The sequence below is a fragment of the Paraburkholderia atlantica genome (assembly GCF_009362785.1).
In the GTDB taxonomy this organism is placed as follows: domain Bacteria; phylum Pseudomonadota; class Gammaproteobacteria; order Burkholderiales; family Burkholderiaceae; genus Paraburkholderia; species Paraburkholderia atlantica.
The window spans coordinates 41,850-60,109 of the sequence record NZ_WHNQ01000037.1 but is presented as its reverse complement, the minus strand read 5'-3'; the positions used below and the strand labels follow the sequence as shown (position 1 = coordinate 60,109).

Here is an 18,260-nt window from a genome sequence, read left to right as displayed (position 1 = left end):
ACACGCAGCCGGACAGAAACGCGGTCGCGCCGGCATCGGGTGAAAGGCCCACTTTCACGTACGCCACCGAGAACGACGCGTCGCGTGCGACCTGCTGGTCGCCGCACGCGACGCGTCGTTCTCGGTGGCGTACGTGAAAGTGGGCCTTTCACCCGATGCCGGCGCGACCGCGTTTCTGTCCGGCTGCGTGTCCCGTCAACTGTTGACCGAACTGTGCCTGACTGGAAAGCCCGTCAACGGCGAACGCATGCATTCGCTCGGGGTCTCGAATCGACTCACCGAAAAGCAGGGCGCGCTCGCGGAGGCCATCGCGCTCGCGCAGACGCTCGCGGCCGGTCCCGAACGTGCGAGCGCGCGAATCAAGAGTCTGTGCCGTCGCGCAGGCGAGAACACGCTCGACGCGCAACTCGATCTCGAAGCGCAATACATGACGGAATCGCTCGGCGATGATGAATCCGCCGAAGGCATCGCCGCATTCTTCGGCAAACGTCCCGCTGATTATGTCGGCTTGCGTCGCGGTACGGCCGTGCAGTCGAAATAGACGCAAAGACATCACTTTCCATAGCGGATATTCCATGCCAAATCCGATTTCATCCCTGCCGCTCGCCGGCGTCAGAATTCTCGATTTGTCCCGCGTGCTCGCGGGACCTTGGTGCGCGATGGTGCTCGGCGATCTCGGCGCCGAAGTCATCAAGGTCGAGCATCCATTGCGCGGCGACGACACACGCGACTGGGGCATGCGCGTCGGCACGACCGAGACGACCTATTTCAACAGCGTCAACCGCAACAAGCGCTCCGTGTGTCTCGATCTGCAAAGCGCCGAAGGGCAGCGCATCGCGCGCGAACTCGCGCAGCAATGCGACGTCGTGATCCAGAACTTCAAGTACGGCGGCGCCGAGAAGCTCGGTCTGGGCTACGCGCAACTGACCGAAGGCCGCGACGATCTGATCTATTGCTCGATCTCCGGCTATGACCGCCAAGGCCCGGAAGCGGCGCGCCCGGGATACGACATCGTGGTGCAAGGCGAGGCGGGGCTGATGGCGATGAACGGCAACGCCGATCAGCCACCGCTTAAGTTCGGCGTGGCGGCCGTCGATCTGTTCACCGGCATGTACTCGGCGCAGGCGGTGCTTGCCGCGCTGTTCGAGCGCCAGCGGACCCTCAAGGGACGCCACATCGAAATGGCGCTGTTCGATTGCGGTCTGATGATCACGTCGTACTGCGGGCTGGATTCGCTGATGCTCAAGGACGATCCGCCGCGCTACGGCAACGCGCATCCGTCGATCGTGCCGTACGGCGTGTTCGATGCCGCCGATGGCCCGCTCGTCATCGCGGTCGGCAACAACCGCCAGTACGAGCGGTTCTGCCGCGAAGTGATCGAACGTCCCGATCTGATCGATGACGAGCGCTTCCGCACGAACATCGTTCGTGCGGTGAATCGCGAAGCGCTGGTGCCCGAGCTCACGCGCGCCATCGGCCTGCACAAGCGCGAGGTGCTGCTCGCGCGGCTCGCGCGCGCCGGCATTCCGTGCGGCGAGGTGCTCGGCCTTCACGAAGCGATGACGTCGAAGCGCGCAGCGGACGCCGGGCTCCTGACGACTTGCGCGCATCCCGAGGCCGGCAGCACGCATGTGCTCGCGCCGCCTTATCGCTTCGACGGGGCGCGCCTGCCTGTGCGACACGCGCCACCGCAGCTCGGAGAAGGGACGCACGACGTTTTGCACGCTCTGCTCGGCCTGTCCGCTGAGCAGGTCTCGCAACTGAAAGCCCAGGAGGTCACCGCATGAGTCAGCCCGCTTTTTCCAACGCCGTCACCGAACTGTTCGGCACGCGTTTGCCGATCGTCGCCGGGGGCCTGATGTGGCTCGCCGATGCGGACTATGTCGCGGCTGCATCGCGCGCCGGCATCATCGGCTTCATCACGGCGGCGAGTTTTCCGGAGCCGCAAGGGTTGCGAGCGGAGATCAGACGCTGTCGCGAACTTTGCGAGGGCGGGCCGTTCGGCGTCAACGTGTCGATGTTGCCGAAGCTCGTGCCCGGCGAGAAGACCCGCGAAGTGTTCGAATTGATCATCGATGAGGGCGTGAAGTTCGTCGAAACGTCAGGGCGCAATCCCGAGGAATTCATGCCGCTGCTGAAAGGAGCTGGCGTGAAGGTGCTGCACAAGGTTCCGTCGGTGCGTTTCGCGGTCAAGGCGGCGTCGGTCGGTGTCGATGCGGTCGCGATCGTCGGCGCCGAGTGTGGCGGACATCCGGGGCTGGATATGGTCGGATCGTTCGTCAATGCGGCGTGGGCCGAGAGTCACCTGTCGATTCCTTATCTGATCGGCGGCGGCATCGGGCGCGGCTCGCAGCTTGCCGCCGCGCTCGCGATGGGCGCTGCTGGCGTGGTCGTCGGCACGCGCTTCGTCGTGGCCGAGGAAATCTGGGCACACGACGACTACAAGCGTCGACTCGTCGAAGCCGGACCGACCGATACCGACCTGTGCATGACATCGGTGCGCAACACCGTACGCACGCTGCGCAACGAGACCACGCTCGCCGTGAAGGAAATCGAGGCGCGCAACGCGAACGTAACCATTCAGGATCTGATGCCGATGGTGTCCGGCAAGATCGGACGCGATGCCTATGTGACCGGCGACTGGAAAAAAGGGCTGCTCTCGGCCGGCCAGTCGCTGGCCTTCGTGGATCGGATCGAACCGCTGGCCGATATCGTGCAGCGCTTCGAGCGCGACATGCGGCAGGCGATGGGACGTGTGGCGATCAACTGATCAATGCGAGGAGAGGGGAGTGAAGATACTTGTGCCAGTGAAGAGAGTCATCGACTACAACGTGAAGGTCCGGGTGAAGTCGGATAACACGGGCGTCGATATCGGCAACGTGAAGATGTCGATGAACCCGTTCGATGAAATCGCCGTTGAAGAAGCGGTGAGACTGAAGGAAGCGGGTGTGGCGACGGAGGTCATCGCTTTGTCGTGCGGCCCAACGCAGTGCCAGGAGACATTGCGCACGGCGCTCGCCATGGGTGCTGACCGCGCGGTGCTGGTGCAGAGCCCGGAAGAACTGCAACCTCTGGCGGTGGCGAAGCTGCTTAAGGCGATCGTGGAACAGGAGAAGCCAGGGCTCATCATTCTCGGCAAGCAGGCCATCGACGACGACTCCAATCAAACCGGCCAGATGCTCGCTGCACTGGCGGGTCTGCCGCAGGCGACGTTCGCCTCGAAGGTCGTGATCGCCGACGGCAAGGCGACGGTATCGCGTGAAGTCGATGGCGGAGCCGAGACGCTTGCGTTGCAGCTGCCTGCGGTGATCACGACCGATCTGCGCCTGAACGAGCCGCGCTACGTGACGCTGCCCAACATCATGAAAGCGAAAAAGAAGCCACTCGCCACGCTGACACCGGCCGATCTGGGCGTCGATGTCGCGCCGCGTCTGAAGACCTTGAAGGTCTCCGAGCCGCCGAAGCGCTCTGCCGGTATCACGGTGCCGGACGTGAAGATGCTGGTCGAGAAGCTCAAAAACGACGCGAAGGTACTGTAAAAGGAGACCCGAGAAATGACGATTCTGGTTATTGCAGAGCATGAGGCCCCGAAGGAAGCCCCCTTGGGGGGCAATGCGTCGCTCAAGGCCGCCACGCTGAACACGATCGCAGCGGCACAGAAGATTGGCGGTGACATTCACGTGCTGGTCGCGGGTCACAACGCGCAGGCCGCGGCCGATGCGGCGGCGAAGGTTGCTGGCGTGTCGAAAGTGCTGATGGCCGATGCGCGTCAGCTCGCCGACGGCCTCGCGGAAAACGTCGAAGGCACGGTGCTGACGATTGCAAAGAACTACACGCACATCCTCGCGCCCGCCACCGCCTACGGCAAGAATGTCGCACCGCGTATCGCCGCGAAGCTCGACGTCGCGCAGATCAGCGATATCACCGCCGTCGCAAGCGCCGATACGTTCGAGCGGCCGATCTACGCGGGCAACGCCATCGCAACGGTTCAATCTGAGGATCCGATCAAGGTCGTCACCGTCCGCTCGACGGGCTTCGATGCAGTGGCGGCCGAAGGCGGCAGCGCAACGGTCGAGAACATCGAAGCGGCAGCCGGCGCAGGCCTCTCCCAGTTCGTAAGCCGCGCAGTGACGAAACTGGATCGCCCGGAGCTGACGAGCGCCAGCATCATCGTGTCGGGCGGCCGGGGTCTCGGCAACGGCGAGAACTATACGCGTACGCTCGAACCGCTCGCCGACAAGCTCGGCGCGGCGCTGGGCGCATCGCGCGCGGCGGTCGATGCCGGTTACGTGCCGAACGACTATCAGGTCGGGCAGACGGGCAAGATCGTCGCGCCGCAACTGTATGTCGCGGTCGGCATCTCCGGAGCGATTCAGCACCTCGCCGGCATGAAGGACTCGAAAGTCATCGTCGCGATCAACAAGGACCCGGAAGCGCCGATCTTCAGCGTCGCCGACTACGGTCTGATCGGCGATCTGTTCACAGTCGTGCCGGATTTGACGAAAGAGCTGAGCTGAGCGGCCAACGTCAAGCGACGTCATTCAAAGACATGAAGGAGACAGTCTCATGCAGCAAGTTCACATCGATCGAGCGACGGCTAGTGCCGCGTATCGCCGGCTCGTCGCGCAGCGCCGCCGCTTCAGCTTCACGCTGACGGCGCTGATGATCTTCACGTACTACGGCTTCATCCTGTTCGTTGCGCTCGCGCCGCACCTGCTCGCGCGTCCGCTCTACGCGGGCGCCACGACGAGCGTTGGGATCGTTGCGGGCGTCGGCATTATCCTGATTGCGATCGCGATGACCGGCTGCTACGTGCTGCGCGCAAACCGCAGGTTCGATCCGTCGATGAGCGCGCTGCTCGCCGGCTTCCGGCAAGGAGACTGACCGATGAAAGCCGTTCGCCTCATCCTCGCCGCGAACCTCGCGTCGCTGTCCGCGCTCGCGCGCGCGTCTTCCATCGAAGTTTCGGTGCGCGACCATACCGGCCTGAACCCCGTCGCGATCGCGACCTTTCTGCTGTTCGTGCTCGTCACGCTTGGCATCACGCGCTGGGCAGCGCGCAGAACGCGCACCACCAAAGACTTCTACAGCGCTGGCGGCGGGCTCAGCGGCTTCCAGAACGGGCTTGCGATTGCGGGCGACTATATGTCCGCGGCTTCGTTCCTCGGTCTCTCCGGCATGGTCTTCATGTTCGGCTTCGACGGTCTGATCTATTCGATCGGCTTTCTCGTCGGCTGGCCGTTCGTCATGTTCCTGCTCGCCGAGCCCTTGCGCAATCTGGGCAAGTTCACGTTCGTCGACGTGGTCGCCTATCGGTTCGAGCAAGCGCCGATTCGTCTGCTGACCGCCAGCACGTCGCTCGTCGTCGTGATCTTCTATCTGGTCGTGCAGATGGTCGGCGCGGGAAAGCTGATCCAGTTGCTGTTCGGCTTGCCGTACTGGATGGCTGAGGTGATCGTCGGCGCGCTGATGGTTATCTACGTGTTCTTCGGCGGCATGACGGCGACGACGTGGATGCAGATCATCAAGGCTGTGCTGCTGCTGTGCGGCGCGACGTTCATGGCCATCACCGCGCTCGGGCAATTCGGCTTCAGTCCCGATCAGATGTTCCGGCGGGCTGTCGACGTTCATCCCGCGGCGCTCAGCATCATGGCGCCCGGCAAACTGCTGAAGGACCCGTTCAATGCGCTTTCCCTCGGCATCGCGCTGATGTTCGGCACGGCCGGCTTGCCGCATATCCTGATGCGCTTTTTCACCGTTCCCGACGCGAAAGAGGCGCGCAAATCCGTATTCGTCGCGACCGGCTTCATCGGGTACTTCTATCTGCTGACGTTCGTGATCGGCTTCTCGGCGATTGCATTGCTGGCCCAACATCCTGAGTTCTTCAAGACTGCCGTCGATGGCCATTTCGATCTCACGCGCGATCTGCTCGGCGGCTCGAACATGGTCGCGGTCAATCTGGCGCACGCTTTGGGCGGCAATCTGTTCTACGGCTTCATCGCGGCCGTGACGTTCGCAACGATTCTCGCGGTCGTCGCCGGGCTCACGCTTTCAGGTGCGACCACGGTTTCGCACGATCTCTACGCGTGCTGGCTCGCGCGGGGCGAGGGCGATGAAGCACGCGAAATGCGCATATCCCGCGTGGCAACGTTGATGCTTAGCGTCGTCGCGATCGGCTTGGGCATTCTGTTCGAGCATGTCAACGTGGCGTTTCTCGTTGGCCTGGTGGCGGCGGTCGCGGCCAGCGCTAATTTTCCGGTGCTGGTATCTTCGATTTTCTGGCGCGGTATGACCACCCGCGGCGCTGTCGTGGGCGGCGGCCTCGGCCTCGTCTCCGCGGTGTTGCTGACGCTGTTCTCCAGGTCGGTATGGGTCGACGTGCTGCATCGGGCGCATGCGCTCGTGCCACTCGACAATCCTGCGTTGATTTCGGTGCCGCTGGCGTTCGTCGGCATCTGGACTTTCTCGATGCTGGATCGCCGCGCTGGCGCCCAGCGGGAGCGCGAAGCCTTCACCATGCAGGAGTTCTACGGCCAGACGGGTCTCTTGCCCATCAAGCCGGTCGATCATTGATCGTGAATCGGTGCTCATCGGCGGCGGCGCCGCCCCGTCGAGCCGTCAAGAGCATCTGATGGCGATGGGTTGCTGTGCGGTTGTTTGGACCACCGATCAATTCGAATGCGCGTGCCGCGCTTGTGAAAAGCGCTTTCCAGCTTCCGCCGTGATTATTGATTGCTTTGGAATGGTGCTTTGACCGGCACACTCTTTCTTCCTGTGCGGACCCTTCTTACAGTATCTGCCAGACCCGGGGGACAGCGAATCGACCAACCTTGGTCAGCCGCCTTCGCTAGAGGCACACCAGTTCAGCATTTCAATCCAAGGAACATCGATGAATACCGGTGAAGTTGTCATTGCTCATACCGTTCGTACACCAATTGGCGCGTTCGGTGGATCGTTGAAGGACGTCCCCGCCACTGCGCTTGGCGCGATGGTGGTGAGGGAAACGTTGCGGCGCGCCGCGCTCGATCCGAAAGCGCTGTCGTCCGTCGTGATGGGCAATGTCGTCCAGGCCGGCAACGGGATGAATCCGGCTCGGCAGGCCGCCATCGGCGGCGGCGTGCCCGTATCGGTGCCGGCACTCACCGTCAACCGCGTCTGTGGCTCGGGCGCGCAGGCGATCGTCTCGGCGGCTCAGGAAATCGCGCTTGGCTATGGTGACGTCGCGGTTGCCGGTGGCATGGAAAGCATGGAGCGCGCGCCGTATCTGCTCGACACCGCTCGCTGGGGCACTCGCATGGGTAACGCACAAGTGCACGACAGCATGCTGCGCGACGGTCTAGTGGATGCATTCTCGGGTGAGCACTCGGGCTGGCACACGGAAGATCTCGCGACGAAGACTGATCTGACGCGGCGTGCCCAGGACGAGTGGGCCGCGCGTTCGCAGCAGCGTTTCGCGGCCGCGCAAGAACGCGGCGCATTCGATGCCGAACTCGTCGCCGTCGAAATAGAAGGGCGTAAGGGGAGCGTTCAGTTCACGCGCGACGAGCAGCCGCGCCCGGAAACGACCGTGGAAACACTGGCGAAGCTGCGTCCCGCGTTCCGTCCTGATGGCACGATCACCGCGGGCAATGCGCCCGGCCTGAACAGCGGTGCGGCGGCGATGATCGTGGCCGAGCGCGGTTACGCCGACACGAAAGGTATCGAAGCGAGCGCACGCCTTGCCGCTTTCGGCATCGCCGCTGTCGAGCCCGGCATGTTCGGTCTCGGTCCCGTGCCGGCGGTGCATATCGCATTGGAGCGAGCGGGCTGGAAGCTCGCCGACGTCGAACGCGTCGAGATCAACGAGGCATTCGCCGCTGTGCCGCTCGCGGTTGCCCAGCAGCTTGGACTCCCTCATGACATCGTGAATGTCGAAGGCGGCGCGATTGCGCATGGTCATCCGATCGGAGCTACGGGCGCGGTCCTGACCACGCGTCTCGTCCATTCGATGCGTCGGGATGGCCTGAAGCGCGGCATCGTCACGCTGTGTATCGGTGGCGGTCAGGGTATCGCGCTCGCGCTGGAGATCCTGTAACGGCGGTCTGAGGTCGCGCCGGGAGTGGCGAGCTGGAGGGTCTCGCGCGACGCGTGGCAATTCACGTTGCCCCGTTACGTGCGCTCGCGCCATCCGGCGATCCGCTGGGGCAAGCACGCCTGGTCAGCGAGCCGTTGCAACTTACAGTTGTTCTGTCATGGCAACCCACATCATTTCATGTCCGGCGACCAGAAACCTCCGGCTTCCCTATTCGAGCTGACGCGCGAACACCTGGCGCAGGGGACGCTGCTGCACGCGCTGCGCGCGGACCCGCCCGCTGGCCTGACGTTGCGCAGCGATGCGGAACTCGAACGGACGCTGCGTGCGGTGCTCGACTCTCACGAGGCCGGGCGGGACCTTCACGTGTTCGGCTACGGCTCGCTGATGTGGAATCCAGCGCTCGAGGTGGTCGAGACCAGCGTCGCGCGCGTGCATGGCTGGCACCGTGGATTCTGTCTGCGGATGATCTTCGGTCGCGGCACGCCCGAAAAGCCCGGCGCGATGCTGGGGCTCGACCGCGGTGGCGCGTGTAACGGCCTGCTGCACCGGATCGATGCCGCGAAGGTCGAAGCCGAGCTGCGGCTGTTGTGGCGGCGCGAAATGCTGGCCGGCGCGTACGACGCGCGATGGGTTCGGGCGACGGCCGGCGGCCGCAACATCCGGGCGCTGACCTTCGTCGTCAATCGCGGGCACCAGCGCTATATCGGCGGCTCTCCGATCGATCATGTTGCACACCTGATCCGCACCGGACGCGGGCCGCTCGGCACCGCGCGCGCGTACTTCGACGAAACTGCGCTGACCCTCGAACGCCTCGGCTTGCTCGATGCGGGCATCGAACGCTTGCGGCGGGCGATACGCGATGCCGACGTAGCCGACTCCACGAGGTAAAGGTCACGACGGATCACCGCCGGCGCAACTGCTCGTCGCGCTCGAAAAGTTCGACGAGCCAATCGATAAACACGCGCACTTTCGCACTCAGATAACGGTTGGGCGGATAGATCACATGGACGGGTATGGTCGGTTGCGGCCAGTCTTCGAGAAGCGGCACGAGTTTGCCCGCGGCAATCGCGTCGCGCACCGAGTAGGTGGGCGCCTGGATGAGCCCGAGACTGGCGAGACCCGCGGCAAGATAAGCGTTCGTATCGTTCACGACGAGCCGGTGCTTTAACTGGAGGCCGTCTTTCCGATCGGCGTACAAAAACGGAAACGACGGCGGATAGCCCGCGTGCGACGGAATCATGCCTATAGTCGGAAGCGCGGATAGCTGGTCCGGCGATGTCGGCGTGCCGTGCGCGGCGAGAAACGCCGGCGTCGCGCAGGTCGTAAAACCGAAACTGCCGATCTGCCGCGCGACCAGAAACTGCTCGTCGACCCTGCCGGCGCGGATTGCGCAGTCGAAACCCTCGGCGATCAGGTCGGTGCGCTCGTTGCCGACCTGGAGTTCGATGCCGATGTCCGGATAGGTGCGGTAGAAATCGTCGAGCGCCGGCACCAGCACGAGCGCGCCGATCGCCGTCGCGGCATCGACGCGCAGCCTGCCCGACGGTTTCATGCGTGCATGGGTGGTGGACGATTCGATATCCGCGAACTCCGCGAGCAGGCGCACGACGCGCTCGTAGTAGATCGCGCCTTCCGGCGTGACGGTGACCGAGCGCGTCGTGCGGTGCAGCAGCCGCACCTTCAGGTCTTCCTCGAGCTTCTGGATCAGCCGCGTCAATGAAGCGTTCGGCATGTCGAGCGTTTCAGCCGCCTTCGTGAACGTGCCGGCTTCGACTACGCGGACAAAAGCGTTCATCGCTGCGATGCGGTCCATGACGGGCGTCTCCGTTCGATGGGGAAGACGCCATTAGACCGCACAATTTCGACACCTGCGGTTTGCGCGCTTTCAATGCCCGTTGAAGTCCATGACAGGACGCGGACGACCGGCCTTCAGCGCTTCGACGGCGGAGCGGATTCCGGGCTGGGCGTCGTCGGATTTGAACCGACGCATCGCAATGTCGAACATCGCTTCGTCCGCGGCCGCGACGCCGCCGACCGCCCACGCGCGCAATAGCGCCTTGTGCGCGGCGTAGGCGCGGGTCGGGCCGAACGCGAGCTTGCGCGCGAACGCTGAGGTGGCCTGCAGCAGATCGGCTTCCGGCCGATATCCTTCGAATGACAGTTCGACTTCGAAAACAGCCGTACAGGGTGCAGGGGATTGAAGGGCTCTTGAGGTCGGAAGTGTGAGTTCGCGGATTTAGAAAGCTGCCGCTCCTCTACTTAATGCCGACAATGTCGGCAAGCGGCCGCATCGCTCGTAGAACCAGCCTTGCGGCATCGATCGTGCCACCGCCCGTGGCGCGATAAGTCCTCGGCTGAGGCTCCGGCACCGGGTACGCAACTCCCGATGCCGGGTGCGAAGCAGGGGCGGTACAAAGGATTGCCCGGAGTGCCGACCGTCAATCCTCGTTGACTTCGCCGTCTTGCTCGACGGCCGGATCTACTGGATCGGCCGCTGGGTTCTCATCAGCGGGTGCGTCGGCATCCTCCCTCGAACTTTCAGCTACCTGCGCATCAACGGCATCGCCTGACTCAACTTCCGCCAAACCTGCAACGTCGCTTGACTCAGCTTGCGGAACATCTGCAACGTCGCCTGACTGAGCTTCCACCAGATCCGCAACGTCGCCCGACTCAGCTACCGCCGCATCCGCAACGTCGGCTGACTCAGTTACCGCCGCATCCGCAACGTCGGCTGACTCAGCTACCGCCGCATCTGCAACGTCGCCCGACTCAGCTACCGCCGCATCTGCAACGTCGGCTGACTGAGCTACCGCCAGATCCGCATCGTCCCCTGACGCATTGGGCTCCTGGATTGACTCATCGGTCGGCGTCGTAACGATCTCATCCGGCACGCCAGCCGTGCCGTCCACGTTCAGTGTCATCGAAATCCTCATATGGTCGAGTTATTGGTAAAAACCCCCAAAAGGATTCCCAATGAAATGCGCGTCGCCAACGGTCGACTTTGTTATCGCAGGCCGTTTGGCCAGCGTGGGAGAGCACATAGTCTCACATGGCCAGCCCGACAATGAATCACAGCATGGACGCATTCGATACGGATGTGTTCGCAAGCGAACACATCGCGGGACGCGCAACAAAGCCTAAGTCTTCCGCCGAACGGTCGCAGGCCAGCCCTCCTGCAAAGGCCGGACCGACAAACTCAAAGAGGTTGCGCGGATGCAAGCACAACGGCCAGCGAGGAAACGTCGGCGCCGGGATGTGCTGCGATGGTCGCATCGGAACGTCGCGCACTCCCTCGAAGCCTCGGCGGTCAGGGCCGTTTCGCGGCGAAACTTGTCCTTTGCCCACGATCAGTGAATACGCCCCGACGTCTCGCGCCGCATTGGAGCAGACTCTTTCGCATCCTCGACTAACGACGTACTGCAACGGTTCGCTACCGTCCCCAGGTTTTGTAGCAGGCACAACGCCCGGTTCTATACGCTTGAAACACACCCGTCCTTTTGCGCTCCGACCGAAGCGCGCGGCAGGCTGACCGCGTGATCGATGATTCGCTTCGCACGCTCCTTCATCCGCCGGTATACCCGGCGATCTAGATTCCAAGAAACTGAGACATCGCCCGAACCGCATGCGAGGTCGAGTTCAGCAGTTCCGCTGACTTCAGCAGGTCATCGCGCATCGCTTGGTTGCCCTTCTTGAAAAAGCGGCTCGGACCGGTGAGCACCATTGCGCCCACCGCGCGTCCCGACGGCGCGCTGAGCCGGGTGCCTACCGCACAGATCCCGATCACGTTCTCGTTCTCGTTCGTGGCCCAACCGCGTTGCCGAACCTCGTCAAGCTCGGCATAAAGCGCCGCGCGATCACGGATGGTGAACTCTGTACGAGCGGGAAAGGGCGCGGGGCCGAGCAGCAGGTCACGTTGTTCAGGCGTGCGATCGCTCAGCAAGATCTTGCCGGAAACCGACGCGTGCAGCGGCGCACTGACATTGGTGTCGAAATACGGCGCCACGCTGTAGTTGCCCGCGACCGAGTCCACCGTCGCCCGATGGTTGCCCATGAAAGCGATCAGCAGCACAGACGGACCGTGACGCTCCTGCAACTCGCGCATCAGCGGGGCGGTGTCGCGCCGCAGACGGTTCAGTGGGTGTTCGAGCGGCAGCGGGCAGGCGGCCCGTGGCGTCGGGCAGTAGAGCGAACCTTCTCGATACACATAGCCTGCCTGATCGAGCGACTGAAGCAGGCGGTGACACGTGCTGGCGGCTAGCCCGACGCTATCGGCGATTTCCTGCAGGCTGAGCGGGCGCGCGGCTTCGTGCAGACGGGACAGCACGTTCAATCCTCGCGCGAGCGCGCCCGATTCGGTCTCGCGTCGTTCGGCGGCGCCTTCTGTGCTGGGAATGGTTGCCATGGCTAGCGCGATCCGGCGAGGGCAGGCAGGCACTGAGGGTAGGCAGCGTACATCACGAAACCGGCTGGGCAGAATTGCATATATGAATTGCTTGGTTGGTGAGCCCCGGGGAGGTCCATACAATAAAACGGAATTTTTCTTCCGAAATATTGTACAGGCAGCACAGTTTGTGAAATAGCCCCGGCATCGGGAATCGCAAAGGGTCCACCCTGCCTGCGCAAGCCGCCCGCTGTCTCGGACCTTGTCCAGCGTCCGCTGATCAGGACGCCCTACCTTGAAAAAAAGACGCACTGATGTCGACACGTAGAGAATTTCTGATCGGGGCCACCGCGATGGTCGGCGGGAGCCTGCTTGGCGACTTCGCCTGGGGCGCGTCCTCCACCACGCTCGTCGCCAATACGTTGCCGGAGCCGGCTGGCCTCGCAGCCGGCTCGACGCCGGCCAATCCGACCAACGTGGTGTCCAGCAATATGTTCGATGGACTGGTCACCTATGACGAAGCGTTCCGTCCGGTGCCACAGCTCGCCACCTCGTGGACGGAGTCGGCCGATCGCCGCACGATCACGTTCAGGCTGCGCAACGACGTGAAATGGCATGACGGGACGCCGTTCACGTCGGCGGACGTGCAGTACTCGATCATGGAAGTGTCGAAGAAAGTGCATCCGATCGCGCGGCCCACGTTCGCGCAGATCGTCGCCGTGGACACGCCCGATCCGTACACCGCGGTGTTCCGGCTCGCGCAGCCATCGCCCGTGATCTGGTCATATCTCGACACGTCTTCGGCATTCATCTTCCCGAAGCATCTATACGCCGGCACCGATCCGCTGACTAATCCGTACAACGCGAAGCCGGTCGGCACGGGCGGCTTCATTTTCAAGGAATGGAACCGCGGCAACTACATTCGCCTCGTAAAGAACCCCGACTACTGGGACAAGGGCAGGCCGCGCGTCGATGAGCTGATCTTCCGCATCATTCCGGATGCGAGCGCGCGCAGCATCGCGCTGCAAAACGGCAGTGTGCAGTACGCGCCGCTGACGCCGGTCTCTCTCGTCGAAGCGCGCCGTCTCGAGCAGAACCCGAATCTCGTCCTCGATACGAAAGGCTGGCGCTCGAACGCACCGATGTTCTTTATGGACTTCAATCTGCGTCAGAAGCGGTTTCAGGACGTGCGCGTGCGGCAAGCGATCGCGCATGCGATCAACCTGAAGCTGCTGGCGAAGACCGTGTTCTACGACTTTGCGACCCCCGCAACGGGACCGGTGCCCAGCTACCAGACCCGCTTCTATGCGGCGGACACACCGCAGTATCCGTACGACCCGCAAAAAGCGGAGGCACTGCTGGATGCCGCCGGTTTTCCACGCGGCAGCGACGGCGTGCGCCTGCGCTTCAATCACCTGAACCACACGTATGGTGAGGATTACCAACGCGCCGGACAGTTCATCCAGCAGCAACTCAAGCGCATCGGTGTCGAGGTCACGCTCGTCAATTACGATCTGCCGACCTATCTGCGGAAGATTTATACGGAACACGACTTCGACACGATGAACGTGTTCTATGCTGCGTTCGCCGATCCGCAGATCGGCGTGATCCGCCGCTTCTGGTCGAAGAACATCATCAGCGGCGCCCCATGGAGCAACGGCTCCGGCTACGCGTCGCCCGAGATGGATCGCGTGATCGAGGCGATCCAGACCGAGCAGGACCCGGACAAGCGCACGCAGGCGATTCACCAGATGCAGGTGATTGCGCAACGCGATCTGCCGTCGATCTCGCTCGCGGAACTGAAGTTCTTCCGCATCTATTCGCGCAGCCTGCAGAACGTCAACACGACACCGATCGGCGTATACGCGTCGCTCGACGACGTGACCATCGGCGCGGCCGCCCATGGCTGACGTGCCGATCCGTGCCAGCAGGTCGGCGTCCCGCCAGCGCCGCCGGCCACTGCCATACCCGCTGCGCCGGCTGCTGCAAGCGTTGCCGCTCGTCGTCACGATCGCGGTGCTGAACTTCTTCTGGCTGCGTCTCGCGCCGGGCGATCTGGCCGACGTGATGGCGGGCGAGGCAGGCGCCGCGACCCCCGAGTACCTCGCCGCGCTTCGCCATCAGTTCGGCACGGATCAGCCGCTCGCGCTGCAGTTTCTCGCTTACCTCGACCGCATGGTTCGCCTCGATCTGGGCTGGTCGTTCCGCTACAACGAGTCCGTGCTGCGGCTGATTCTCGAACGCTTGCCGGCGACGGCGCTGCTGATGGTGGGCGCACTCGTGATCGCGCTGCTGTTCGGCTGTGTCGCCGGGACCGTGGCGGCGGTGTCGCGCCGGCGCTCGGTCGACATCGCGATTTCGATCCTCGCCACACTCGGTTTCGCGACGCCGCTGTTCTGGCTGGGGCTGATGCTGATGGTGCTGTTCTCCGCGCATCTGCACTGGTTGCCGGCGGGCGGCATCACGACGCCGGGCCTCGCCGCGACTGGCTGGACCCGCGTCGGCGACATCGCGGCGCACATGGCGCTGCCGGTGTTTTGCCTCGCCGCGTATTACCTCGCGATCTACGCAAGGCTGATGCGCGCCTCCGTGCTGGAGGTGGCCGGTCTCGACTTCGTCCGTACCGCGCGGGCGAAAGGTCTGTCGCGGGCTGCGACGATCCGCGCGCACGTCGTGCCGAATGCGCTGCTGCCGATCGTCACGATGACCGCGTTGCAGTTCGGCACGCTGTTCAGCGGCTCGGTGGCGATCGAGACGGTGTTCAGTTGGCCCGGGCTCGGACAGCTCGCGCTCGATGCCGTCGCCTCGCGCGATCTGAACCTGCTGCTCGGCATTCTGCTGTTCAGTTCCGTGCTGGTGCTCATCGTCAATCTGGCGATGGACCTCGCCTACGGGTGGTTCGATCCACGCATCGAGGAGCAGCGATGAGCGACATCGTGCTCACGGTGAAACCCGCACGCCTGTGGCGGCGTGTCATCCAGTCGCCGAGCCTGAGCGTCGGCGTGCTGCTGCTCGCCGCGATCTGCGTGCTCGCGATCGGTGCGCCGTACTTCACGCATAACGACCCGCTCGACATGGCCGGCACGCCGTTCACGTGGCCGCAGACGGACCCGGCGTTCCCGCTCGGCACCGACATGATGGGGCGCGACATGTTCAGCGGCATTGCGTACGGTGCGCGCGTGTCGGTCGAGATCGGCGTCGCGGCCGGGTTGCTGGCCACGCTCGCCGGCCTGCTGATCGGCGCGGTGGCCGGCTTCTATGGCGGCCTCGTCGACGACGTGCTGATGCGTATCGCCGAGCTGTTCCAGACGATGCCCGCGCTGCTCTTCACGATCGTGCTGGTGGTGGTCGTGCATCCGAGCGTGCTGACCATCGTGCTCGGCGTGGCGCTGACGAACTGGCCGCAGGTCGCGCGGCTGGTGAGGGCGGATGCGCTGCGCGTCGCCCGCGCGGAATTCGTGCAGGCCGCGACCGTGATCGGCATGAGCCGGCCGCGCATCGTGCTCACCCACGTGCTGCCGAATGTGGCGACGCCGGCCATCGTGATGATGTCGATTCTCGCGGGCAACGCGATCCTGACCGAAGCCGTGCTGTCGTTCCTCGGCCTCGGCGATCCGAATGTCATCACCTGGGGCAGCATGATCGGCTCGGGCCGCGAGGCACTGCAGACCGCGTGGTACATGACCGCGCTGCCGGGCTGCGCGGTACTCGTTACGGTGCTGAGCCTGAACCTGATCGGCAACGGTCTGAACGACCTCGCGAATCCGCATCGCGGGAGGACGCTGTGAACGGCGCCGCTCTGCTCGAGGTCGAGCAACTGGACATCACCTTCGCGGGCGCTCATGGCCGTGCGTCGGCGAGGGCGGTCGATGGATTGTCGTTCGAGATCCGTGCGGGCGAGACGCTCGCGCTCGTCGGCGAGTCGGGCTGCGGAAAGTCCACGACGGCGCTCGCGCTGATGGGTCTGCTCGATACGCGCGCTGCGCACATCGAGGCCGCGCGGCTGCGTTTCGCCGGCACCGAGTTGCTGGAATTGCCCGAGGCGTCGTGGCGCGGTCTGCGCGGCGGCAGCATCGGCATGATCTTTCAGGACCCGCTCGCCGCGTTGAATCCGGTGCGCACGATCGGCCGCCAGATCGGCGAGGCGTTGAAGCTGCATCGTGGTCTGTCCGGGCGCGCAGCGCGCAACGAAACACTGGCGCTGTTGCATGAGGTCGGCATTCCGGAGCCCGCGCGACGTATCGACGATTATCCGCACCGGCTGTCGGGCGGGATGCGTCAGCGCGTCGTGATCGCGATGGCATTGGCAGGTCAGCCTCGCTTGCTGATTGCCGACGAGCCGACCACCGCGCTCGACGTGACGATCCAGGCGCAGATTCTCGCGCTGCTCGCACGGCTGCAGCAGCAGACCGGCATGGCGTTGCTGCTGATCACGCACGATCTCGGCATCGTCGGTCAACTCGCGGACCGTGTCGCCGTGATGTACGCGGGCCGCAAGGTCGAGGAGCGACCCGCCGCGGAGCTATTCGACGATCCGAGGCACCCGTACACGCAACGTCTGCTGCAGGCGCGGCCGTTGCGCGGCGGCGCGCGGGCACGGCTCGCGGAGATTCCCGGCGCGGTGCCGGCGCCGGGCGCGGTGGCGCGCGGCTGCGCATTCGCGCCGCGCTGCACGTTCGCGCAGGCGGCTTGCCGCGAAGCGGTGCCGGCGTGGCGGCAGATCGGCGAGGGCGGAGTGGGCTGTGTTTTCGAGCTTCGGGCCGGGGCCATTAACGCTCACGACAGGGGGAGTCATGCTGCTTGAAGTCGATCGCCTGAGCGTGCGCTATACGACCCGGCGCGGCGTATTGAGCGCCGTCGATGGGTTGTCGCTGCAACTGCGGCGCGGCGAGACGCTTGGGCTCGTGGGCGAGTCCGGCTGCGGCAAGAGTTCGCTCGGCAAGGCCATCGTGCGTCTGATCGAGCCCGCCGAGGGCACCGTGCGGCTCGACGGCCAGGACCTCGGTGCGCTCACGCAGCGGCAACGCCTGCCTTGGCGCAGACGCATGCAGATGGTCTTCCAGGATCCGCTGAGCGCGCTCGATCCGCGCAAGACCGTGCGCCGCAGCCTGACGCTGCCGCTCGAAGTGCACCGGGTCGGCACACCGACCGAGCGGCGCGAGCGCGTCGATGCGCTGCTGCACCAGGTCGGCCTCGCCGCCACGCTTGCCGAGCGGATGCCGCATGAGCTGTCGGGCGGCCAGCGTCAGCGCGTCAATATCGCCCGGGCGTTGAGCGTGAATCCCGACGTGCTGATCTGCGACGAGCCCGTCTCGGCGCTCGACGTTTCGTTGCAGGCCCAGGTGCTGAATCTGCTGTCCGACCTTCAGCGCGAGCGCGGCATCGCATGCCTGTTCATCAGTCACGACCTCGCGGCGGTCGGCTATCTGGCCGATCGCATCGCCGTGATGTATCTCGGTCAGATCGTCGAGATCCTGCCGCGCGAAGCGCTCTGGCGGCACGCGGCGCATCCGTACACGCAGTTGCTGATCGACTCGATTCCGGCGCGCGGTGCGCGGCTCGCCGCGCCGTCGTCGGCCGAGTTGCCCGATCCGTACGCACCGCCGCGCGGTTGCCGGTTTCAGCAGCGCTGTCCGCATGCAATGCCCCTGTGCGGCGAGCAGCCGCCGGAGCTGGTCCCGCTCGGCGGCGCGCATGCGGTGGCCTGTCATCTATACGGCCGCGAGGCGCGGGCGCAAGTGTCCAACGTTTCGAACCCGGCGCCGATCGCATCGGTGCACGACGCCTGACGGCGCACCATTCATT

At 64.4% G+C, this 18,260-nt stretch carries 16 protein-coding genes and 1 pseudogene; 14 read left to right on the top strand and 3 right to left on the bottom strand.

What is annotated here, in order from left to right; all coding sequences use genetic code 11:
* Positions 1-79 precede the first annotated feature (79 nt).
* The 9 genes and pseudogenes from GCT19_RS33770 to GCT19_RS33730 all read left to right on the top strand — a co-directional run.
* A pseudogene (locus GCT19_RS33770) lies at positions 80-541 on the top strand (enoyl-CoA hydratase-related protein); the annotation flags it as partial.
* Positions 542-575: 34 nt separating this feature from the next.
* The gene (locus tag GCT19_RS33765; protein ID WP_152854363.1) at positions 576-1,787 is read left to right on the top strand and encodes a CaiB/BaiF CoA transferase family protein; all 1,212 of its coding nucleotides are present in this window, start codon (positions 576-578) and stop codon (positions 1,785-1,787) included.
* Entirely contained in the window at positions 1,784-2,770 is a 987-nt protein-coding gene (locus tag GCT19_RS33760; RefSeq protein WP_152854362.1) for an NAD(P)H-dependent flavin oxidoreductase, read from the top strand. The genes GCT19_RS33765 and GCT19_RS33760 overlap by 4 nt, the downstream gene beginning before the upstream one ends.
* Positions 2,771-2,789: 19 nt before the next feature.
* Positions 2,790-3,539, top strand: a complete 750-nt coding sequence (locus GCT19_RS33755) for an electron transfer flavoprotein subunit beta/FixA family protein (RefSeq protein ID WP_321576917.1) — start codon at positions 2,790-2,792, stop codon at positions 3,537-3,539.
* A gap of 15 nt (positions 3,540-3,554) precedes the next feature.
* Positions 3,555-4,517 carry an electron transfer flavoprotein subunit alpha/FixB family protein gene (locus tag GCT19_RS33750; RefSeq protein WP_152854361.1) on the top strand — a complete coding sequence of 321 codons (963 nt, stop codon included), beginning with the start codon at positions 3,555-3,557 and terminating at the stop codon, positions 4,515-4,517.
* A gap of 49 nt (positions 4,518-4,566) precedes the next feature.
* Positions 4,567-4,884 carry a DUF485 domain-containing protein gene (locus tag GCT19_RS33745; protein WP_152854360.1) on the top strand — a complete coding sequence of 106 codons (318 nt, stop codon included), beginning with the start codon at positions 4,567-4,569 and terminating at the stop codon, positions 4,882-4,884.
* A 3-nt stretch (positions 4,885-4,887) separates the two neighbouring features.
* Complete coding sequence (locus GCT19_RS33740; protein WP_152854359.1) at positions 4,888-6,573, top strand: cation acetate symporter; 1,686 nt, start codon at positions 4,888-4,890, stop codon at positions 6,571-6,573.
* A 316-nt stretch (positions 6,574-6,889) separates the two neighbouring features.
* Complete coding sequence (locus tag GCT19_RS33735; RefSeq protein ID WP_152854358.1) at positions 6,890-8,074, top strand: thiolase family protein; 1,185 nt, start codon at positions 6,890-6,892, stop codon at positions 8,072-8,074.
* 177 nt (positions 8,075-8,251) lie between these two features.
* Positions 8,252-8,962 (top strand): gamma-glutamylcyclotransferase, encoded by a 711-nt coding sequence (locus GCT19_RS33730; protein ID WP_227749391.1) that lies wholly within the window; start codon positions 8,252-8,254, stop codon positions 8,960-8,962.
* Positions 8,963-8,975: 13 nt separating this feature from the next.
* Here GCT19_RS33730 and GCT19_RS33725 read toward each other — a convergent pair whose 3' ends face one another.
* The 3 genes from GCT19_RS33725 to GCT19_RS33710 all read right to left on the bottom strand — a co-directional run bounded on the left by GCT19_RS33725 (position 8,976) and on the right by GCT19_RS33710 (position 12,476).
* On the bottom strand, positions 8,976-9,887 hold the full coding sequence (locus GCT19_RS33725; protein ID WP_152854357.1) for a LysR family transcriptional regulator: 912 nt from the start codon (positions 9,885-9,887) through the stop codon (positions 8,976-8,978).
* A gap of 625 nt (positions 9,888-10,512) precedes the next feature.
* Positions 10,513-10,995, bottom strand: coding sequence for a prolipoprotein diacylglyceryl transferase (locus GCT19_RS33715; RefSeq protein WP_152854356.1), 483 nt, complete (start codon positions 10,993-10,995; stop codon positions 10,513-10,515).
* 665 nt (positions 10,996-11,660) lie between these two features.
* A complete protein-coding gene (locus tag GCT19_RS33710; RefSeq protein WP_018432767.1) occupies positions 11,661-12,476 on the bottom strand; it encodes an IclR family transcriptional regulator in 816 nt (271 codons plus the stop codon).
* Positions 12,477-12,769: 293 nt separating this feature from the next.
* On the opposite strand from GCT19_RS33710, the gene GCT19_RS33705 reads away from it, so the two are divergent.
* Genes GCT19_RS33705 through GCT19_RS33685 form a run of 5 tightly spaced genes read left to right on the top strand, consistent with a single transcriptional unit; the run spans position 12,770 to position 18,244 of the window.
* Positions 12,770-14,365, top strand: a complete 1,596-nt coding sequence (locus GCT19_RS33705) for an ABC transporter substrate-binding protein (protein WP_152854355.1) — start codon at positions 12,770-12,772, stop codon at positions 14,363-14,365.
* Positions 14,358-15,383, top strand: coding sequence for an ABC transporter permease (locus tag GCT19_RS33700; RefSeq protein WP_152854354.1), 1,026 nt, complete (start codon positions 14,358-14,360; stop codon positions 15,381-15,383). The genes GCT19_RS33705 and GCT19_RS33700 overlap by 8 nt, the downstream gene beginning before the upstream one ends.
* On the top strand, positions 15,380-16,243 hold the full coding sequence (locus GCT19_RS33695; RefSeq protein WP_152854353.1) for an ABC transporter permease: 864 nt from the start codon (positions 15,380-15,382) through the stop codon (positions 16,241-16,243). Before GCT19_RS33700 ends, GCT19_RS33695 begins: the two co-directional genes overlap by 4 nt.
* A complete protein-coding gene (locus GCT19_RS33690; RefSeq protein ID WP_321576916.1) occupies positions 16,240-17,259 on the top strand; it encodes an ABC transporter ATP-binding protein in 1,020 nt (339 codons plus the stop codon). The genes GCT19_RS33695 and GCT19_RS33690 overlap by 4 nt, the downstream gene beginning before the upstream one ends.
* The gene (locus tag GCT19_RS33685; RefSeq protein WP_152854352.1) at positions 17,249-18,244 is read left to right on the top strand and encodes an ABC transporter ATP-binding protein; all 996 of its coding nucleotides are present in this window, start codon (positions 17,249-17,251) and stop codon (positions 18,242-18,244) included. Before GCT19_RS33690 ends, GCT19_RS33685 begins: the two co-directional genes overlap by 11 nt.
* Positions 18,245-18,260 lie beyond the last annotated feature (16 nt).

What these genes read in the sequence shown, in the direction of transcription:
- GCT19_RS33705 (WP_152854355.1), top strand. Translation starts at nt 12,770, where the DNA reads ATGTCGACACGTAGAGAATTTCTGATCGGGGCCACCGCGATGGTCGGC.
- GCT19_RS33725 (WP_152854357.1), bottom strand. Translation starts at nt 9,887, where the DNA reads ATGGACCGCATCGCAGCGATGAACGCTTTTGTCCGCGTAGTCGAAGCC.
- GCT19_RS33695 (WP_152854353.1), top strand. Translation starts at nt 15,380, where the DNA reads ATGAGCGACATCGTGCTCACGGTGAAACCCGCACGCCTGTGGCGGCGT.
- GCT19_RS33710 (WP_018432767.1), bottom strand. Translation starts at nt 12,476, where the DNA reads ATGGCAACCATTCCCAGCACAGAAGGCGCCGCCGAACGACGCGAGACC.
- GCT19_RS33715 (WP_152854356.1), bottom strand. Translation starts at nt 10,995, where the DNA reads ATGACACTGAACGTGGACGGCACGGCTGGCGTGCCGGATGAGATCGTT.
- GCT19_RS33735 (WP_152854358.1), top strand. Translation starts at nt 6,890, where the DNA reads ATGAATACCGGTGAAGTTGTCATTGCTCATACCGTTCGTACACCAATT.
- GCT19_RS33745 (WP_152854360.1), top strand. Translation starts at nt 4,567, where the DNA reads ATGCAGCAAGTTCACATCGATCGAGCGACGGCTAGTGCCGCGTATCGC.
- GCT19_RS33685 (WP_152854352.1), top strand. Translation starts at nt 17,249, where the DNA reads ATGCTGCTTGAAGTCGATCGCCTGAGCGTGCGCTATACGACCCGGCGC.
- GCT19_RS33760 (WP_152854362.1), top strand. Translation starts at nt 1,784, where the DNA reads ATGAGTCAGCCCGCTTTTTCCAACGCCGTCACCGAACTGTTCGGCACG.
- GCT19_RS33730 (WP_227749391.1), top strand. Translation starts at nt 8,252, where the DNA reads ATGTCCGGCGACCAGAAACCTCCGGCTTCCCTATTCGAGCTGACGCGC.
- GCT19_RS33700 (WP_152854354.1), top strand. Translation starts at nt 14,358, where the DNA reads ATGGCTGACGTGCCGATCCGTGCCAGCAGGTCGGCGTCCCGCCAGCGC.
- GCT19_RS33740 (WP_152854359.1), top strand. Translation starts at nt 4,888, where the DNA reads ATGAAAGCCGTTCGCCTCATCCTCGCCGCGAACCTCGCGTCGCTGTCC.
- GCT19_RS33765 (WP_152854363.1), top strand. Translation starts at nt 576, where the DNA reads ATGCCAAATCCGATTTCATCCCTGCCGCTCGCCGGCGTCAGAATTCTC.
- GCT19_RS33750 (WP_152854361.1), top strand. Translation starts at nt 3,555, where the DNA reads ATGACGATTCTGGTTATTGCAGAGCATGAGGCCCCGAAGGAAGCCCCC.